At 60.7% G+C, this 15581-nt stretch carries 14 protein-coding genes; 10 read left to right on the forward strand and 4 right to left on the reverse strand.

All coding sequences use genetic code 11. The annotated features are described in order from the left end of the window. Window positions 1-30: 30 nt before the first annotated feature. Entirely contained in the window at window positions 31-1629 is a 1599-nt protein-coding gene (locus B5E65_RS09010) for a histidine kinase (protein WP_087171442.1), read from the forward strand. Further along, window positions 1607-2323, forward strand: a complete 717-nt coding sequence (locus B5E65_RS09015; protein ID WP_087171443.1) for a response regulator transcription factor — start codon at window positions 1607-1609, stop codon at window positions 2321-2323. Before B5E65_RS09010 ends, B5E65_RS09015 begins: the two co-directional genes overlap by 23 nt. A 45-nt stretch (window positions 2324-2368) precedes the next feature. Here B5E65_RS09015 and B5E65_RS09020 read toward each other — a convergent pair whose 3' ends face one another. Continuing rightward, entirely contained in the window at window positions 2369-3073 is a 705-nt protein-coding gene (locus B5E65_RS09020; RefSeq protein ID WP_087171444.1) for a FadR/GntR family transcriptional regulator, read from the reverse strand. Between the two features lie 293 nt (window positions 3074-3366). Here B5E65_RS09020 and hypB point away from each other — a divergent pair, with 293 nt between their 5' ends. The 5 genes from hypB to recQ all read left to right on the forward strand — a co-directional run bounded on the left by hypB (window position 3367) and on the right by recQ (window position 9900). After that, window positions 3367-4044 carry a hydrogenase nickel incorporation protein HypB gene (gene hypB, locus B5E65_RS09025; RefSeq protein ID WP_087171508.1) on the forward strand — a complete coding sequence of 226 codons (678 nt, stop codon included), beginning with the start codon at window positions 3367-3369 and terminating at the stop codon, window positions 4042-4044. Window positions 4045-4074: 30 nt separating this feature from the next. Next, window positions 4075-6744 carry an FAD-dependent oxidoreductase gene (locus tag B5E65_RS09030; protein WP_087171445.1) on the forward strand — a complete coding sequence of 890 codons (2670 nt, stop codon included), beginning with the start codon at window positions 4075-4077 and terminating at the stop codon, window positions 6742-6744. 2 nt (window positions 6745-6746) lie between these two features. Beyond that, a complete protein-coding gene (locus B5E65_RS09035; RefSeq protein ID WP_087171446.1) occupies window positions 6747-7088 on the forward strand; it encodes a hydrogenase maturation nickel metallochaperone HypA/HybF in 342 nt (113 codons plus the stop codon). Between the two features lie 18 nt (window positions 7089-7106). After that, entirely contained in the window at window positions 7107-7949 is an 843-nt protein-coding gene (locus B5E65_RS09040) for a hypothetical protein (RefSeq protein WP_087171447.1), read from the forward strand. A gap of 118 nt (window positions 7950-8067) precedes the next feature. Next, complete coding sequence (gene recQ / locus B5E65_RS09045; RefSeq protein ID WP_087171448.1) at window positions 8068-9900, forward strand: DNA helicase RecQ; 1833 nt, start codon at window positions 8068-8070, stop codon at window positions 9898-9900. A gap of 42 nt (window positions 9901-9942) precedes the next feature. Here the strand turns inward: recQ and B5E65_RS09050 are convergent, their stop codons facing one another. Beyond that, the gene (locus B5E65_RS09050; protein ID WP_087171449.1) at window positions 9943-11703 is read right to left on the reverse strand and encodes an aryl-sulfate sulfotransferase; all 1761 of its coding nucleotides are present in this window, start codon (window positions 11701-11703) and stop codon (window positions 9943-9945) included. Between the two features lie 33 nt (window positions 11704-11736). Next, window positions 11737-12513, reverse strand: coding sequence for a sulfite exporter TauE/SafE family protein (locus B5E65_RS09055; protein WP_087171450.1), 777 nt, complete (start codon window positions 12511-12513; stop codon window positions 11737-11739). 196 nt (window positions 12514-12709) lie between these two features. Here B5E65_RS09055 and B5E65_RS09060 point away from each other — a divergent pair, with 196 nt between their 5' ends. Both B5E65_RS09060 and B5E65_RS09065 read left to right on the forward strand, forming a co-directional pair. After that, the gene (locus B5E65_RS09060; protein WP_087171451.1) at window positions 12710-13384 is read left to right on the forward strand and encodes a response regulator transcription factor; all 675 of its coding nucleotides are present in this window, start codon (window positions 12710-12712) and stop codon (window positions 13382-13384) included. Further along, a complete protein-coding gene (locus tag B5E65_RS09065) occupies window positions 13381-14592 on the forward strand; it encodes a sensor histidine kinase (RefSeq protein ID WP_087171452.1) in 1212 nt (403 codons plus the stop codon). Before B5E65_RS09060 ends, B5E65_RS09065 begins: the two co-directional genes overlap by 4 nt. Before the next feature lie 60 nt (window positions 14593-14652). Here the strand turns inward: B5E65_RS09065 and B5E65_RS09070 are convergent, their stop codons facing one another. Next, window positions 14653-15027, reverse strand: a complete 375-nt coding sequence (locus tag B5E65_RS09070) for a metal-dependent transcriptional regulator (protein WP_087171509.1) — start codon at window positions 15025-15027, stop codon at window positions 14653-14655. Window positions 15028-15245: 218 nt separating this feature from the next. Between B5E65_RS09070 and B5E65_RS09075 the strand changes: the two genes are divergently transcribed. Beyond that, window positions 15246-15479, forward strand: coding sequence for a FeoA family protein (locus B5E65_RS09075; protein WP_343286396.1), 234 nt, complete (start codon window positions 15246-15248; stop codon window positions 15477-15479). The last annotated feature ends 102 nt before the right edge of the window (window positions 15480-15581 follow it).

Consider the following 15581-nt stretch of genomic DNA (forward strand, 5'->3'; position numbering starts at 1 on the left):
TATAACAGCAAGCGAAAAGGCGGGGCAGATATGCAAAAGCTGTCGGAAAAAGTTCTCAAAAGTATGCGCGGGGCGATTCTGGGCGCCATGGTGGTGCTGCTGGTGCTCACCTTCGGGGTCACGGCACTGGTGCTGCGCCCCAAGATCGATACCCTGCTGGAAACGGTAGCCCGCACAAAGGCGGGGGAGATCGATTACTTTCTGGGCCGGCGGCTGAACGAGATGACCCTGCTGCGCAAGGCCTATCGCCCGGATGCCACCTGGGAAGAAAACCTGGCCGCGTTCCAGACCTACAGCGAGATGCTGGGCGTCTATGCCTCGCTGGGGCTGGTGGATGAAACCGGAGTGGTGCATACCACGGCGGGCAACCACTTTTCCATCCGGGAGCGTTCCTATTACCGGGAAGCCTGCCAGGGCGGGCAGCCCTACGTGCTGTCCCAGAGCATCTTTTCCCGGGAAGACAACCAGCCGGTGGTGATTGTGCTGATGCCGCTGCAGAACGGGCAGTTCTTCAGCGGTGCCATCGGGGTGGAATATGTGCAGGAGGTCATCCGGGGCGACGAGATCCCCGCCTCCCAGATCCGCATTGTCAACACCCAGGGCGAAACCGAGATGGAAACCGGCGCTTTTGCCGCCCATGCCCGGATCTACGAGGCGGAGATCCCCACCCATCCCGGCTGGAGCCTGCAGATCGGGGTAAGTCCGCTGTATGTGGACGGCATCTTCTACCTGCTGGGCGCATTTTTGCTGGTGGTGTTCTGGCTGCTGTACCGGCGGCTGAACAAGGTACTGGCCCGCCGGGTGGCGGCCGGTCTGCTGCCGCTGGAAGCCATGGCCCGGGATATGGCCAGCACCGACCTGACCAACCCGCCGCCGCTGCAGATCCAGGCCGACAGCCAGGAGACCCAGGCCATCCTGACCGGCTACGAATCGCTGCGGGGGCGGATCGGCACGCTGATCGAGGAGGTCAAAGCCGAACAGAAAAGCCGTATGGACAGCGATTATCAGGCGCTTCTGGAGCAGATCAAGCCCCATTTTCTCTACAACACGCTGGAAACCATCCAGGTGATGGCGCTGGATTATGAGGATGACCGGGTAGGGGACGCGCTGGGGCTGCTGGCCCGGTATTTCCGCCTGTCGCTGGCCGACGGCGCGCAGACCGTTACCCTGCAGCAGGAACTGGCGCTGGTGCGTACCTATGTGGAATTGCAGAAACTCCGCTACGGTGACCGGCTGGCCCTGCGCATCGAAACCGACCTGCCGGCCGAGCGGTACCAAATCGTCAAATTCATCCTGCAGCCGCTGGTGGAGAATGCCCTCTACCACGGCATCAAACTGCTGGACAAAGGCGGCTGCATCACCGTCCGCGCCCGGGAAGAGGCAGACTGGCTGGTGCTGCAGGTGGAAAATCCCTGCCCGCAGCCGGACCCGGCGCGTCTGGAAGAACTGGCGGCCTGCCTGCGGGAAAACCGCAAACCCGCCGGCAGCAACGGATTGTACAATGTGAACCAGAGGCTGCGGCTTCGCTGCGGCCGGCAGTGCCTGTTCCTGACCTGGGGCGGGGACTGGGTGCAGGCTGAGATACGCCTGAAACAGGAGGAATGCTATGAAGATCCTGATCGTGGATGATGAGCCGCTGATCCGCAGCGGTATCCGCAAACGGCTGGACAAGTACGGCTTTGCCTACGATGCCCTGTACGAAGCGGAAAACGGCGAACAGGCCGAGCGCATCCTCCAGACCCAGAAGGTGGATATTGCCTTTGTGGACATCAATATGCCCCACATGACCGGGCTGGAACTGATCGAGCGCAACCGGCAGCGGAACGTTTCCTTTGTGGTGGTAAGCGGCTACGACACCTTTGCCTATGTGAAAAAAGCCTGGAAGCTGGGGGTGCACAGCTACCTGCTCAAGCCCATCGACCGCACCGAGTTTGTGGATACGGTGCGGGAACTCTACGACGCCCGCCCCGGCAGCGATATGCTGGAAAAGATTCTGGACAACATCCGCCGCAACTGCCTGGACGCGGGGTACTCCCTTACCGAAGCCCGCCGCCAGCTGGGCTGCAGCGAAAGCTACATCAGCCGTATTCTGAAAAACGAGCGGGGGGCCGGCTTCAACGACCTGGTCAACCAGTGCCGCATCGACCAGGCTAAACGCTGGATCGACGAAGCCCGGGGCCGGGTGCGCATCAAGGAACTGGCCGGCAAAGCCGGGTTCAACTCCCAGCAGTATTTCAGCGTGGTATTCAAAAAATACACCGGCACCACACCGGCCCAGTATATCCGCAGCCGGGGCGGCCTGGCCCTGGATGAGGACGAATAACAGCAAAGCAGCCCCGGCGGGAGACCTCCCGCCGGGGCTGTTGTTTCAGTAATACAGTTTCATGCTGCCGTTCATGCATTCGTCGATGGTGTGACGCAGCCATTTTACCGCGCCCTCCGCGTCCCGGTCCTTTACATACAGCCACATCTGGTAATTGTTGCGGTACAGGGGCTCGGTGCCGTACAGGGTGCAGAACCGTTCCCACATGGAGTAGATGGTGGCCCGGAACGACTGGAACATAAGCGGCACAATCGTGTTGCCGGAAGCCAGTGCCAGCTCATGCTGAAAGTTGTACGCCGCTTCCACCGCTTCGGGGATGCCGGCGGGCTCTTTCAGAATCTCCAGCTGCTGCCGCAGCGCCTCCACCGTTTTGTCGGTGATCGTCGGTAACGCATTGCGCAAAGCCAGCCCCTCCAGCGCGTACCGCACCTCCAGAATGGATTCCACTTCCTTGGGGCGCATCCGGCCGCCCCGGTATTTCAGCAGCAGTACCAGAGTGTTCAGATTGCCGGCCTTGCGGTAGTCCGCCACGTAGGTTCCGCTGCGGGGCTTTACGGTCAGAAACCCGCATTCCTCCAGTTCCACAATGCCGCTGTTCACCACCGAGCGGCTTACCTTGGTCATTTCGGCCAGCTGCCGCTCGGAGGGCAGCTTATCCCCGATCTTCAAGTCCCCCCGCAGGATCATCTCCAGCAGCTGATCCATAAACAGTTCTTTCAAAGTGGGCGGTTGGATTTTTTGAAACGCCACGATCACACACCTCGCAGTGCAGCCCCAGGCAGGGCGGATGTTTGCTAACAGTATACCAAAACCGGTATCTGCGCACAAGAGTTTTACCGGCAAAAGTGCAAGAAAAATCAAACTGTCCGTACCAGATTACCGCCTTGGCAGAATGCCCGTTTTGTCCGACATTTTTAGTACATAACTGCCAAACATGTAATAAAATAGGCGGATTCTGTTGACGACAAGGCCCTGTAAGGCCTATAATGTTAAAGAAATAACCAATCTGGTTCAACCAGTTTAACCACATGGGAGGCAGCAAAATGGAAAACGTGCGTGTTCTGGAGATCAAACAGAGCATTTTTGCAGACAACGACCGGGAAGCGGATAAGGTGCGCAGTGAACTGAAAGAGAAAAAGGTCTTTCTGCTCAACCTGATGTCCAGCCCGGGATCGGGCAAAACCACCACCCTGACCCGCACCATCGAGCAGCTGAAAGACCGGCTGCGCATCGGCATTATGGAGGCGGACATCGACTCGGATGTGGACGCCCGCACCATCGCCAAACTGGGGGTGCGCACCATCCAGCTGCACACCGGCGGCATGTGCCACCTGGACGCGGACATGACCCGGCAGGGCCTGCAGGGGATCGGCACCGATGAGCTGGATCTGGTGGTGCTGGAAAACGTGGGCAACCTGGTCTGCCCGGCGGAATTCGATACCGGCGCGGTGAAGAACGCCATGATCCTGTCGGTGCCGGAAGGCCACGACAAACCCCTGAAGTACCCGCTGATGTTCTCCATCTGCGACGTGGTGCTGATCAATAAGGTGGACGTGCTGCCCTACTTTGATTTTGATATGGACAAGTGCCGGGAGTATGTGCATATGCGCAACCCGAATGCCCAGGTCATCCCCATCTGTGCCCGCACCGGCGAGGGGATGGAGGCCTGGACCGCCTGGCTGGAGCAGCAGGTGCGCGCCTGGCAGAACGACGACAAATAATCAACAGGATCATAAATGGGAGGAAATCACATGGCAGCCTTACGGCCGAAGATCGTGAAACTGGCAAAGATGGTGGGCGGCTTGACCGGCATGATGAACACCATCGACGAAAACGCCCCTGAATACTATTCCCTGGACTGCGTCGTATCGGACGAGCAGGCCGATGTGGCCCTGGCGCTGGGCCTGCGCAAGGAGCGCACCGCCGCGTATGTGGCGAAAAAGTGCGGTATGTCGGAAGAAGAAGCCCATCGGATCCTGATGGAACTGGCCATGATCGGCGTGTGTAAGGTCTACCACAACGAGCAGGGCCAGGAGGTGTTCCTGGTGCAGATCTTCGCACCCGGCATCCTGGAGATGATGGTCAACAACAAAGAGCAGCTGGAAAAACACCCCCAGATCGGCAAGGCCTTTGAGGAGTACACCCGGCTGCGCATTGCTCACATTGCCCCCAACCTGCCCATGGGCGCAGGCATGATGCGGGTCATCCCCATCGAAACCGCCATCCAGGGCGACAGCCAGTGCGTCCCTTATGAAAAGCTGTCCTACTATCTGGACAAGTACGATACCTTCTCGGTGTCCGACTGTTCCTGCCGCCGGTCCCGCCGGGTGCTGGGGCAGGGCTGCGGCCATCTGGAAACCGATATGTGCATTCAGATGGGCACCGGCGCCGAATACTACATCCGCACCGGCCGCGCCCGGCAGATCACCCGGGAAGAGGCCATGGAGATCCTCAAGCGGGCGGAAGAAAACGGCCTGATGCACCAGATCCCCAACATCGAGGGTATGGGCGAGTCCGCCGCCATCTGCAACTGCTGCTCCTGCTCCTGCTTCGCCATGCGGGTGGCCACCCTGTTCAATACGCCGGACGCCATCCGTTCCAACTACACCGCCACCGTCAACAAGGACAACTGCGTGGCCTGCGGCCAGTGTGTGGAGAACTGCCCCACCAACGCGCTGCGGCTGGGCCAGAAACTCTGCGCCAAAACCCCGGTGGAAGAACCCCGCTACGACAAGGTGCGCGACCATGTGTGGGGCGAAAAGAACTGGAACCCGGATTACCGGGAAAACCGCAAGGACGTGACCGAGGGCGGCACCGCCCCCTGCAAGACCGCCTGCCCCGCCCACATCGCGGTGCAGGGCTACATCAAGCTGGCGGCCCAGGGGCGGTATACCGAGGCGCTGGAGCTGATCAAAAAGGAAAACCCGCTGCCGGCGGTCTGCGGACGCATCTGCCCCCACGGCTGTGAATCCGCCTGTACCCGCGGCGAGATCGACGAGCCCATCGCCATCGACGAGATCAAGAAGTTCATCGCCGACCAGGACATGAACGAAGCCACCCGCTTCATCCCGAAAAAACGGCACGACTACGGCAAGCCCGTGGCGGTAATCGGCGCCGGCCCGGCGGGTCTGTCCTGCGCCTACTACCTGGCCATCGACGGCTACAAGGTCACCGTGTTTGAAAAACAGCCCATCCCGGGCGGTATGCTCACCCTGGGCATCCCGGCTTTCCGGCTGGAAAAACAGGTGGTGGAAGCCGAGATCGAGGTGCTGCGCCAGATGGGCGTGGAGTTCCGCTGCGGCGTGGAAGTGGGCAAGGACGTGACCATCCCGCAGCTGCGTGAACAGGGCTTCACCGGCTTCTACCTGGCCATCGGCGCCCAGGCGGGCCGCAAGCTGAACATCCCCGGCGAGGACGCCGGGAACGTGGCCGCAGGCGTGGATTTCCTGCGCCGCATCAACCTGGGCGAGCGCCCGGCCATGCAGGGCAGCGTGGTGGTCATCGGCGGCGGCAACGTGGCCATCGACGTGGCCCGCAGCGCTGTGCGCACCGGCGGCACCGTGCAGATGTTCTGCCTGGAAAGCCGCGCCGAGATGCCCGCGCTGGAAGAAGAAATCCAGGAGGCGCTGGACGAGGATATCCAGATCCAGAACGGCTGGGGCCCCCGGGAGATCCTCACCGAGAACGGCCGGGTTACCGGCGTGGTGTTCCAGCGCTGCACCCGCGTGTTTGACGAAAATCACCGCTTCGCCCCGGTGTTTGACGAGGCGGATACCATCACCGTACCCGCCGACCATGTGCTGCTGAGCGTGGGCCAGAGCATCCAGTGGGGCGGCCTGCTGGATGGCACCAAGGTCCGGCTGAACCCCAACGGCACCGCCATTGCGGACGGCTTTACCTACCAGACCGACGAGCCGGACATCTTTGTGGGCGGCGACGCTTTCACCGGTCCGAAATTCGCCATCGACGCCATTGCGGCGGGTAAGCAGGCGGCCATCTCCCTGCACCGGTTCGTGCAGCCCGGCCAGAGCCTGACCTACGGCCGCGACCGGCGCGAGTACCACAGCCTGGACAAGGACAACCTGGTGGTGGAAAGCTTCGACACCACCCCCCGTCAGCGTGCCGGCCATACCCGCAGCGAGAAGCGCGGCTTTACCGATACCCGCCTGACCTTTACCGAGGAGCAGGTCAAAAAGGAAACCCAGCGCTGCCTTGGCTGCGGCGCCGTGGTGGTGGACGAGTACATGTGTGTGGGCTGCGGCCAGTGTACCACCAAGTGCAAGTTCGACGCCATCTCCCTGGTGCGCACCCGGGACGCCTTTGCCCCGGTATTTGAAAAACTGCCCATCGCCGTGGCCAAGTACGCGGTCAAGCGTACCGGCCGGATCGCGGCGCATGCCATTACGAAAAAGGAAGACTGACCATGCATGAGCTGGGAATATTGAGCGCGATGGTCAAAACCATCGAAACGGTCGCCAAGCAGGAGCAGCTGCAGCGGATCGAAAAGATCGTGCTGCAGGTAGGGGAGTTGTCCGGTGTGGTGCCCTCCTACCTGGAAAGCTGCTACCCGGCGGCGGTGTACAAGACCTTTATGGAAAACACCGCCCTGGAGCTGGAGATCGTGCCGGGCATTGCCCGCTGCAACGACTGCGGCGCGGAGTTCAACGCCGTGGCCTGTGACCTGCAGTGCCCGGAGTGCGCATCGCAAAACCTGACCGCCCTTAGCGGCCGGGAACTGGTGATCAAGGAGATACAAGGCTGCTGACAAAATAAGGAGGCTATCATGGAAACCAAAAAACGCAAAGCGGAAATCTGGATCAAATGGGTCATGTTCACAGCTGCCATCACCGGCATGGCAATCCTGGCCGGCTTCTATCCCGTACAGGGCAACGTGCCGCTGATCGTGATTCCGTCCATCCTGGTTCTGCTGTTCTCCAAACCCGTGTTCTTTGAGCGGCTCAAGCTGACCACCCTGCTGGTGATGCGGATCCTCATCGTGGCGGCGGCGCTGCGGCTGTTCAACCCGCAGGTATATGTGGATGTGATCATGCTCATGCTGATCGTCAACATCCTGGAAGCCACCTTCACCGACCTGCTGCGCCACAAGTGCTACTGGAACGCGGTGTCCGGCTTTGCGGTGGCGCTGGGCGTGATCGCACTGCGGGGCCTGTGGCAGTTTGACGCCCCCTTCGGCGACTACTACCTGGCCGAGGGCGCGCTGCCCATCATCACCCTGCTCTACGCCATCGCCTACACCATCTGGAACTGGATCTTTGTTACCGACGAGTTCTCCTCCTCGGTGGCCCTGATGCACGTGGGCTTTTTGAGCGCGCCGCTGATCGGTTCCCTCTGCACCCTGGGCCTGGGCGTGTACGGCGGCATTGGCATGTGGCTGCTGCTGCGTGCCAACTCCCTGTCCATCGGCGGCTGGATGCAGATCGGCGCCAAGGAATGGTTCGAGCGTGAGTTCTACAACGAGCGGTTTGACCGGTTCGTGAAATGGACCAAGAAAAAACCGGTTCAGATCGTCTGCATGCTCATCAACCTGACCCTCATCGCCATCTGCCTGGTGCTTATGGCCCAGAACGGCGGCATCCGATTTGAGCCTTCCCCTCTTTTCCTGTAACCCGATAGATGGCAAACGCCCCGGAGCATCCGCTCCGGGGCGTTTGTCTTTTGGTGCAAAACATGGTATGCTGAACGGGAATACCGGGGCGTGACCCCGAAAAAACAGGGGGCAGGGGATGGACAAACATACAGTCCTGAAACAGACATTCGGATACAGCAAGTTCCGCCCCGGGCAGGAGCGATTGATTGACGCGCTTCTGGCCGGACGGGACGTGCTGGGGGTGATGCCCACCGGCGGCGGAAAATCCCTGTGCTACCAGGTGCCCGCCCTGCTGCTGCCGGGCCTGACCCTGGTGATCTCGCCGCTGATCTCCCTGATGAAAGACCAGGTGGCCGCCCTGTGCGGCGCCGGGGTAGGGGCGGCGTTCCTCAACAGTTCCCTTACCGCCGAGCAGCAGCGCACCGTCTGTGCCCGCGCCCGGCAGGGCGCTTATAAACTGCTGTATGTGGCCCCGGAACGGCTGGCCACCGAGGATTTTCTGGCCCTGCCCCGCACCACGCCGGTGTCGCTGCTGGCGGTGGACGAGGCCCACTGTATCTCCCAGTGGGGGCAGGATTTCCGCCCCAGCTACCGCAAAATCGCGGAGTTTCTCCATACCCTGCCTGTCCGCCCGCCGGTGGCCGCCTTTACGGCCACCGCCACCGCCCGGGTGCAGCAGGATATCCGGGAACAGCTGGAACTGCGCGACCCGCTCTGTGAGGTCACCGGTTTTGACCGGCCCAACCTGTACTGGGACGTGCGCACCCCCCGGGACCGGCAGGCGGCGCTGCTGGCGCTGGTGCGGGAACGGCAGGAGAAATGCGGCATCATCTATTGTTCCACCCGGGCGCAGGTGGAAAAACTCTGCGACCGTCTGCAGCAGGCGGGTTTTGCCGCCACCCGCTACCACGCGGGGCTCAGCGAGGAGGAACGCCGCCAGAACCAGGAGGATTTCCAGTTCGACCGGAAAACCGTCATGGTGGCCACCAACGCCTTCGGCATGGGGATTGATAAATCCAACGTAAGCTATGTGTTCCACTACAACATGCCCAAAAGCCTGGAGGCCTACTACCAGGAAGCGGGCCGCGCCGGGCGGGACGGCGAACCCGCCGACTGCATCCTGTTCTACTCGGCCGCGGATGTGGTCACCGCCCGGGCCCTGATCGGAAAAAACGAGAACGAGGAACTGGACGAAGCCGGGCGGGAGCAGCTCCGCCGCCAGGAGGAAGAACGCCTGCGGATCATGGCGGGCTACTGCAAAACCACCGGCTGCCTGCGGGGGTATATCCTGGACTATTTCGGGCAGGAGCATCCGGCCCGCTGTGAGCACTGCGGCAACTGCCTGGGCGAATTTACGGTGCAGGACGTAACGGTTCCGGCCCAGATGGCCCTGTCCTGCGTGCTGCGCATCAAGCAGCAGCTGGGCTATTATGTGGGCAAAAACCTGGTGGTGCAGACTTTGCGGGGCAGCCGGGAACAGCGGCTGCTGGATCTGGGCCTGGACGGGCTGAGCACCTACGGCCTGATGAAGGACCAGCCGGTGGGGCAGGTACGGGAACTGCTGGGCTATCTGGAACAGGAAGGCTGCCTGCACACCAATCCTCTCCATGCTACCCTGGAACCCGGCCCGGCCGCCCGGGGCGTGCTGTTCGGCGGGGAAACCGTGTCCCTGCCGGTGCGCAAGGACCGCCGCCCGTCTGCCGACCGTCCTGCCCGCACGGCAAGTGGCGCCCCGGCGGACAGCACCCTGTTCGAGGCGCTGCGGACGCTGCGCACCCGTCTGGCCAAGGAGGAAAACGTGCCCGCCTATGTGATCTTCTCCAACGCCACCCTCACCGATATGGCGGCCAAAGCGCCCCGTACCGAGGCGGAATTGCTGGAGGTATCCGGTGTGGGCCAGGTCAAGGCCAGCCGGTACGGCCCGCAGTTCCTGGACGAGATCGCCCGCCACATCCAGCAGAACGAATAAACAAGCGCGGGGCTTTTCCTAACCGGAAAAGCCCCGCGCATTTTACTGGAACCAGATAGTCATGTCGTATTTGAAGGTGCGGTAGTTCTGCATAGTGCATTCGTAGGCGTATTCCCGGATCAGCTGGCCGGCCGCGTCGTATTCGCCGAACACCATCGACACGCCGCTGTTTACTACCCAGTTGCCCGCATCACCGCAGAGCGAACCGTTGGACACAATGCTGGAATAGGGCACATCAAAACTGCTTTCCAGCGAATAGGTGCGGGCGTTTTCGTCGATGCGGTACACATATACCTGGCTGGTTTCGCTGCCGGTGCCGTACAGATCGGTGCCCACACTGTCCGCCACATCCAGGGTCAGGTCATCCCGGCTGCTGGTGGCCCAGTAATTGTTGTTGTAAAGGGCCAGGTAGTATACGCCCTCTTCCTCGCCGTCGCGCAGATACTCCACACAGTGCTGGCCGTACTGGGGCACAAAGTCCCCCTCCTGGGTCAGGCTCAGATCCTCGTGCTCGGTACCCTCCCAGACACGCTCATCACCGGCCAGCCAGTCCACCTGCGGGTCGCTGTGCACACCGGTCACCTTGATCAGGGCGGAAGTTTCGCGGGAGGACACGATCACGCTGTCATCCTCCGGCATGTACTGCACACTGTTCAGATGCAGCCAGTCCCATTCGCCCGCCTGCCAGAAGAACGCGTCGGAGGGCCCCACCGGCCGGGTGGTGCTGAAGTAGGATTCCATCAGCTGGCTGAAGTCGATCAGCTCGGTCACCTCGCCGCTCTCCAGGTCAATGGAGAGCAGCCGGTCCTCCACCGTTTCGGCACCGATTTCTTCCGCCAGGGCCAGCACCTCGCCCTCGGCGCCAAAGCCGATGTCGTGGTGCAGTTCAAAGTTGCCCAGATCATACACCTGGGTCACCTGGCCCAGCCCATTGATCCGGGCCAGCTTGGTGGAGGACACACAGGTCACAATCTCGTTTCCGTCAAACAGAATGCGGTCCAGCCCAAAGCCTTCCAGCACCATCTCGTACCGCAGTACGCCCGCGTCGTCAAAGAAAAAGCCGTAGCCCAGATGCCCGTTCACCCGCATCATGGTAAACAGACCCTCCGCCTGCTCCTGGGTGGAGGTGCCGTCGGTTACGGTCAGCCGGGTGTCATAGCCGGATGTGGTCTCGGGCATGTCCACCGTAAAGGTCACCACCTGCCGGGTCTTGCCCCAGCTGCCGGTTATGGTCAGGGTGACCTCGTTGGTTTCGCCCGGCACCAGCCCGATCAGCTGGAATTCATGGGTGCGGGTATACTCCTCGCCGGAAGCGTCCGCCGCCGTAGCGGTAAAGTCCGGAACCTCCGGGTCATCCACATGCACGGTGTAGCTTACCTGGGTATCCAGCTCGGTGGTGAAATACAGATACAGCCCGTTGCTGCCGGTGCCATAGGGGTTCAGCACCGCCAGCGGGGTGGTAGCTGTCCAGTCCATGCTCTGCTTGACGCTCTCCAGCGCCCCCTCCAGCCGCTGCTGTACCTCCAGATCGTAGAAGGTGAAATCCTCGTCCTCAATATCCTTGGGCACCAGCTGGATGGCGCGTAGCCCGTCGCCCAGCTGCGCTTCGGCAAATTCCACCTGCCACTTCTCGTTTTCGGCAAACACATCGCCGGTCTCGAAGGACCAGTCGGTGCGCACCGCGTGCTCCTGGGCGGTGAACAGCTTGGACACCATCACCACAACGATCGGCACCGTGATGACCAGCACCACGATCACAGCCAGCAGGATCAGCAATAGTTTTTTGTGCTTTTTCAAAGCCATAGGTTCTCTCCGTCCTTTTTTGAGAATGTGTGGTTAGAAAAAGTTCAGCGCTGCCAGGATCACACCCAGGATCGTCAGGATCGCGCCGGTCAGCCGGTTCAGCAGTTTCGCGTCGGCCCGGGTGGCAATTTTGGCTGCGATCTGGGCCCACAGCAGGGTAAAAATCACACAGAGAATCAGCAAGTCCATCCGGGGCGGGCTGCCCAGTGCAAAATGGCTCACCGCGCCGGTCAGGGCCGAAAAGGTCATCACAAACACGCTGGTGCCCACGGCGGTTTTCAGTTCGTAGCCCAGCAGCATGGTCAGCAACATCAGCATCATCATGCCGCCGCCCGCGCCGAAAAAGCCGCACACCAGCCCGATGGCCGCGCCGCCCGCGGCACCTTTTACAATCTGCACCCACCGCCGGGAACCCTGGATGGTCCGGTTGGGGGATGTCACCGGCAGCAGCAAGAACCGCAACCCAAGAATCAGGGTCATAACCACCGAGAACCCGCCCAGCGTATTGTTGGGCATAAAGGTGGACAGCCAGCTGCCCACCATGGTCATGCTCAGCACGCCCGCCATCATCACCAGACCGTTTTTTATATCCAGCGCGCCGCTTTTGGCGTAGGTGCGGGCGCTTACCGCGCTGGCCAGCACGTCGCTTGCCAGGGCGATGCCGATGGCGTCGTAGGCCGGCAAGCCCAGAAAGGTCACCAGCATCGGGCTGATAACGGTGGCCGCGCTCATACCGGCAAATCCGGTGCCCAGCCCCGCGCCAGCCCCGGCCAGAAAACAGATCAGTACCTCAAACAAAAACTCCTGCAAATTGGTTTGTGCCTCCTTTGGCAAGCAGGTCAAAAAGACAGGCTTGCCTTGTTCCGGCCAACAGCATAGCAAATCAGCCTAAAGCGCCGCTAAAGGCAAAGGTAAAAGATTTGTGACAAAGGGTTTGGGAAAAGGTAAAATCCGCCTTTTTTCGTCCGGATATGGTATACTGATACCAAACTGTGAGGTGAAGTTCATGCGACTGCTGGTGGCGGAAGACGATCCCCGGCTGCTGAAAACGCTGCTGCATATTTTTCAAAGCAACAATTTCAGTGCCGACGGGGTGTCCAATGGACGGGACGCGCTGCTCTATGCCCGCTCCACCGAGTACGACGGTCTGGTGCTGGATATCATGATGCCGGAGATGGACGGTATCCAGGTGCTGCGGGAACTGCGGCGTCTGGGGATCAACACCCCGGCGCTGTTCCTGACCGCCCGCACCGAGGTGGCCCAGCGGGTGGAAGGGCTGGACGCCGGGGCGGACGACTATCTGCCCAAACCCTTTGCCACCGCGGAACTGCTGGCCCGGGTGCGGGCGATGCTGCGCCGCAAGGAGACCTACCTGCCCGACCGGCTGGCCTGCGGTCCGGTGGTGCTGAACCGGTCTTCCTTTCAGCTGGAGTACCAGGGCTGCACCCAGCCGCTGAGCGGGCGGGAGTTCCAGATTCTGGAGATGCTCATGCAGGCGCCCGGCTCCATCGTGCCCACCGAACGGCTGATCACCCATCTCTGGGGCTGGGACGCCACGGTGGATACCAGCGTGGTGTGGGTACATATCTCCAAGCTGCGCAAAAAGATCAGCGCGCTGAACGCCCCGCTGGAAATCCGGTTTGTGCGGGGGGCGGGCTACACGCTGGAGGTCACGGCATGATCGCGGAACTGCAGCGAAAGTTTATCCGGATCAGCGTGCTGTCCATCCTGACGGTGTTCACCCTGATTTTCCTGGCACTGGCGCATTTCAGCACCGTGCAGGTAAAGCGAACGCTGGATGTGCTCACCCGCACGGTGGCCAATGCGGGCAGCCTGGAAGAACTGGCCGAGCAGGCAGGCCCGGCACAGGGGGCTCTGTATGGCGGGGACTCGGCGTTCCGGCTTACTACCCGCACGTTCCTGATCTGGCTGGACGAAGAGGAAAACCTGCTGCGTCTGGACAACGGTATGCCCGGCGTAACCGAAGACCGGGCCGAAGAACTGGCCCGGGAAGCCGCCGAAGAGGGGCGGGACAAGGGCTGGGTTTCGGATTACCGCTATCGCCGGATCGCCGGGGAGGGGGAGACCCTCTATGTATTTGTGGACGGCAGCCTGAACCGCAGCGTCTCCAACCGGCTGCTGTTTACGGCATTCCTGGTGCTGCTGGGCAGCGCGGTGCTGATCCTCACGCTCACGGTGCTGTTCTCCAAACGGGTGTTGCGCCCGGTGGCCGACAGCTATGAAAAGCAAAAACAGTTCATAACCGACGCAAACCACGAACTGAAAACGCCGCTGACCCTGATTTTGTCCAACCTGGACATTGTGGAATCGGAACTGGGCAAAAGCGAATGGCTGGACGACATCCGCAGCGAAGGGGAGAGAATGGGCCTGCTGATCAACCAGATGGTCACCCTTTCCCGCATGGACGAGAGCGAAAACCAGTTGCTGTCCGCCCGGTTTGACCTGACGAATGCGGTAACGGACGCGGTGGCTGAGTTTCAGCCGCTGGCCGATGAGCGCGGCCTGAGCCTGTGGGTAAAGCTGGAACCCGGGCTGCAGTACCAGGGCGACAAGGAGCTGATTCACCGTCTGGTTGCTATCCTGATGGATAACGCAGTCAAATACTGCGATCCGGACGGCACCATCCGGGTGGAGCTGTTCCGCCGCCGTCATCCGGTGCTGCTGGTGGAAAACGACTACGCCGCGGTGGATTCATTGCAGCTGGACCGGCTGTTCGACCGGTTCTACCGGGCCGACAAGGCGCGCACCTTCTCCGGCAGCTTCGGGGTGGGGCTGTCCATCGCCCGTTCCATCCTGCGCAGCCATCACGGCAGCATCAGCGCCTACCGCCGGGAGGGGATTATTGGTTTCCGGGCAGATCTGAAATAACAGCAAAAGTCCCCTTGCCGGTCGATCCGGCAGGGGGGCTTATAGTATAAACAGAAGAGTTTATTTTCCGGTGTTCCGGTCCAGATGCCGCTGCATGGCCGCAAAGGATTTTTCGCTGATCACATGTTCAATCCGGCAGGCGTCTTCCGTGGCGGTCTTTTCGTCCACCCCCAGTTTCATCAGCATCTGGGACAGCACCGTGTGCCGGGTATACATGGTCTGCGCAACCTGCAGGCCGCTTTCGGTCAGGGTGATGCCGCCATCCTCGGCCACCGTAACATAGCCGCCTTTTTTCAGCAGCGCCATAGCCCGGCTGACGCTGGGCTTGGAATACCCCAGCTGTTCCCCTACATCAATGGCCCGTACATGGGGATTGCGCCGGGAAAGAATATAGATGGTTTCCAGATACATCTGGCCGGATTCATGAATCGGCATGGCGGCCTCCATTGGTAGAATTTTCTGTATTATAGCACAAAAAACGGGACACATTCAATTTGCCGGGCGGCTGACAGGCGCAAAACGGCAGAATACTTTTTCTTACGGGCTTGACAAACCGCAGCGTTTGCTATATTATTTACAAGGGTTAGATTCAACTAACCGATTTTTTATACGAAGCGGTTACCGTAGACTAACCGAAAGAAAAGAGGCTTCAAATGGGAGAACAGGTGAAGACTATGACACTGAAAGACGCTCTTGAGGGGCAGGAATACCTGGTTCAGGCAATCGACACCGATGATGAGGAACTGAACGCATTTCTGTTTTCTCTTGGATGTTACGAGGGGGAACCCATTACCGTGATTGCCCACCTGAAGGGCGGTTGTGTGGTTTCCATCAAGGACGGCCGGTACAATATGGACAACCAGCTGGCGCAGGCGATCCGGATCTGAGATCGCCTGCCCGGCTCCGGCCGGCAAAATGTGCGTTACTGTACGCAGCGGTTAGCATAGGGTAACTCATGCGTGCTGTAATATCATTTCTGAGAATGACCA

The organism is Gemmiger sp. An120, assembly GCF_002160955.1.
GTDB classification, from domain to species: Bacteria; Bacillota; Clostridia; order Oscillospirales; family Ruminococcaceae; genus Gemmiger_A; species Gemmiger_A avium.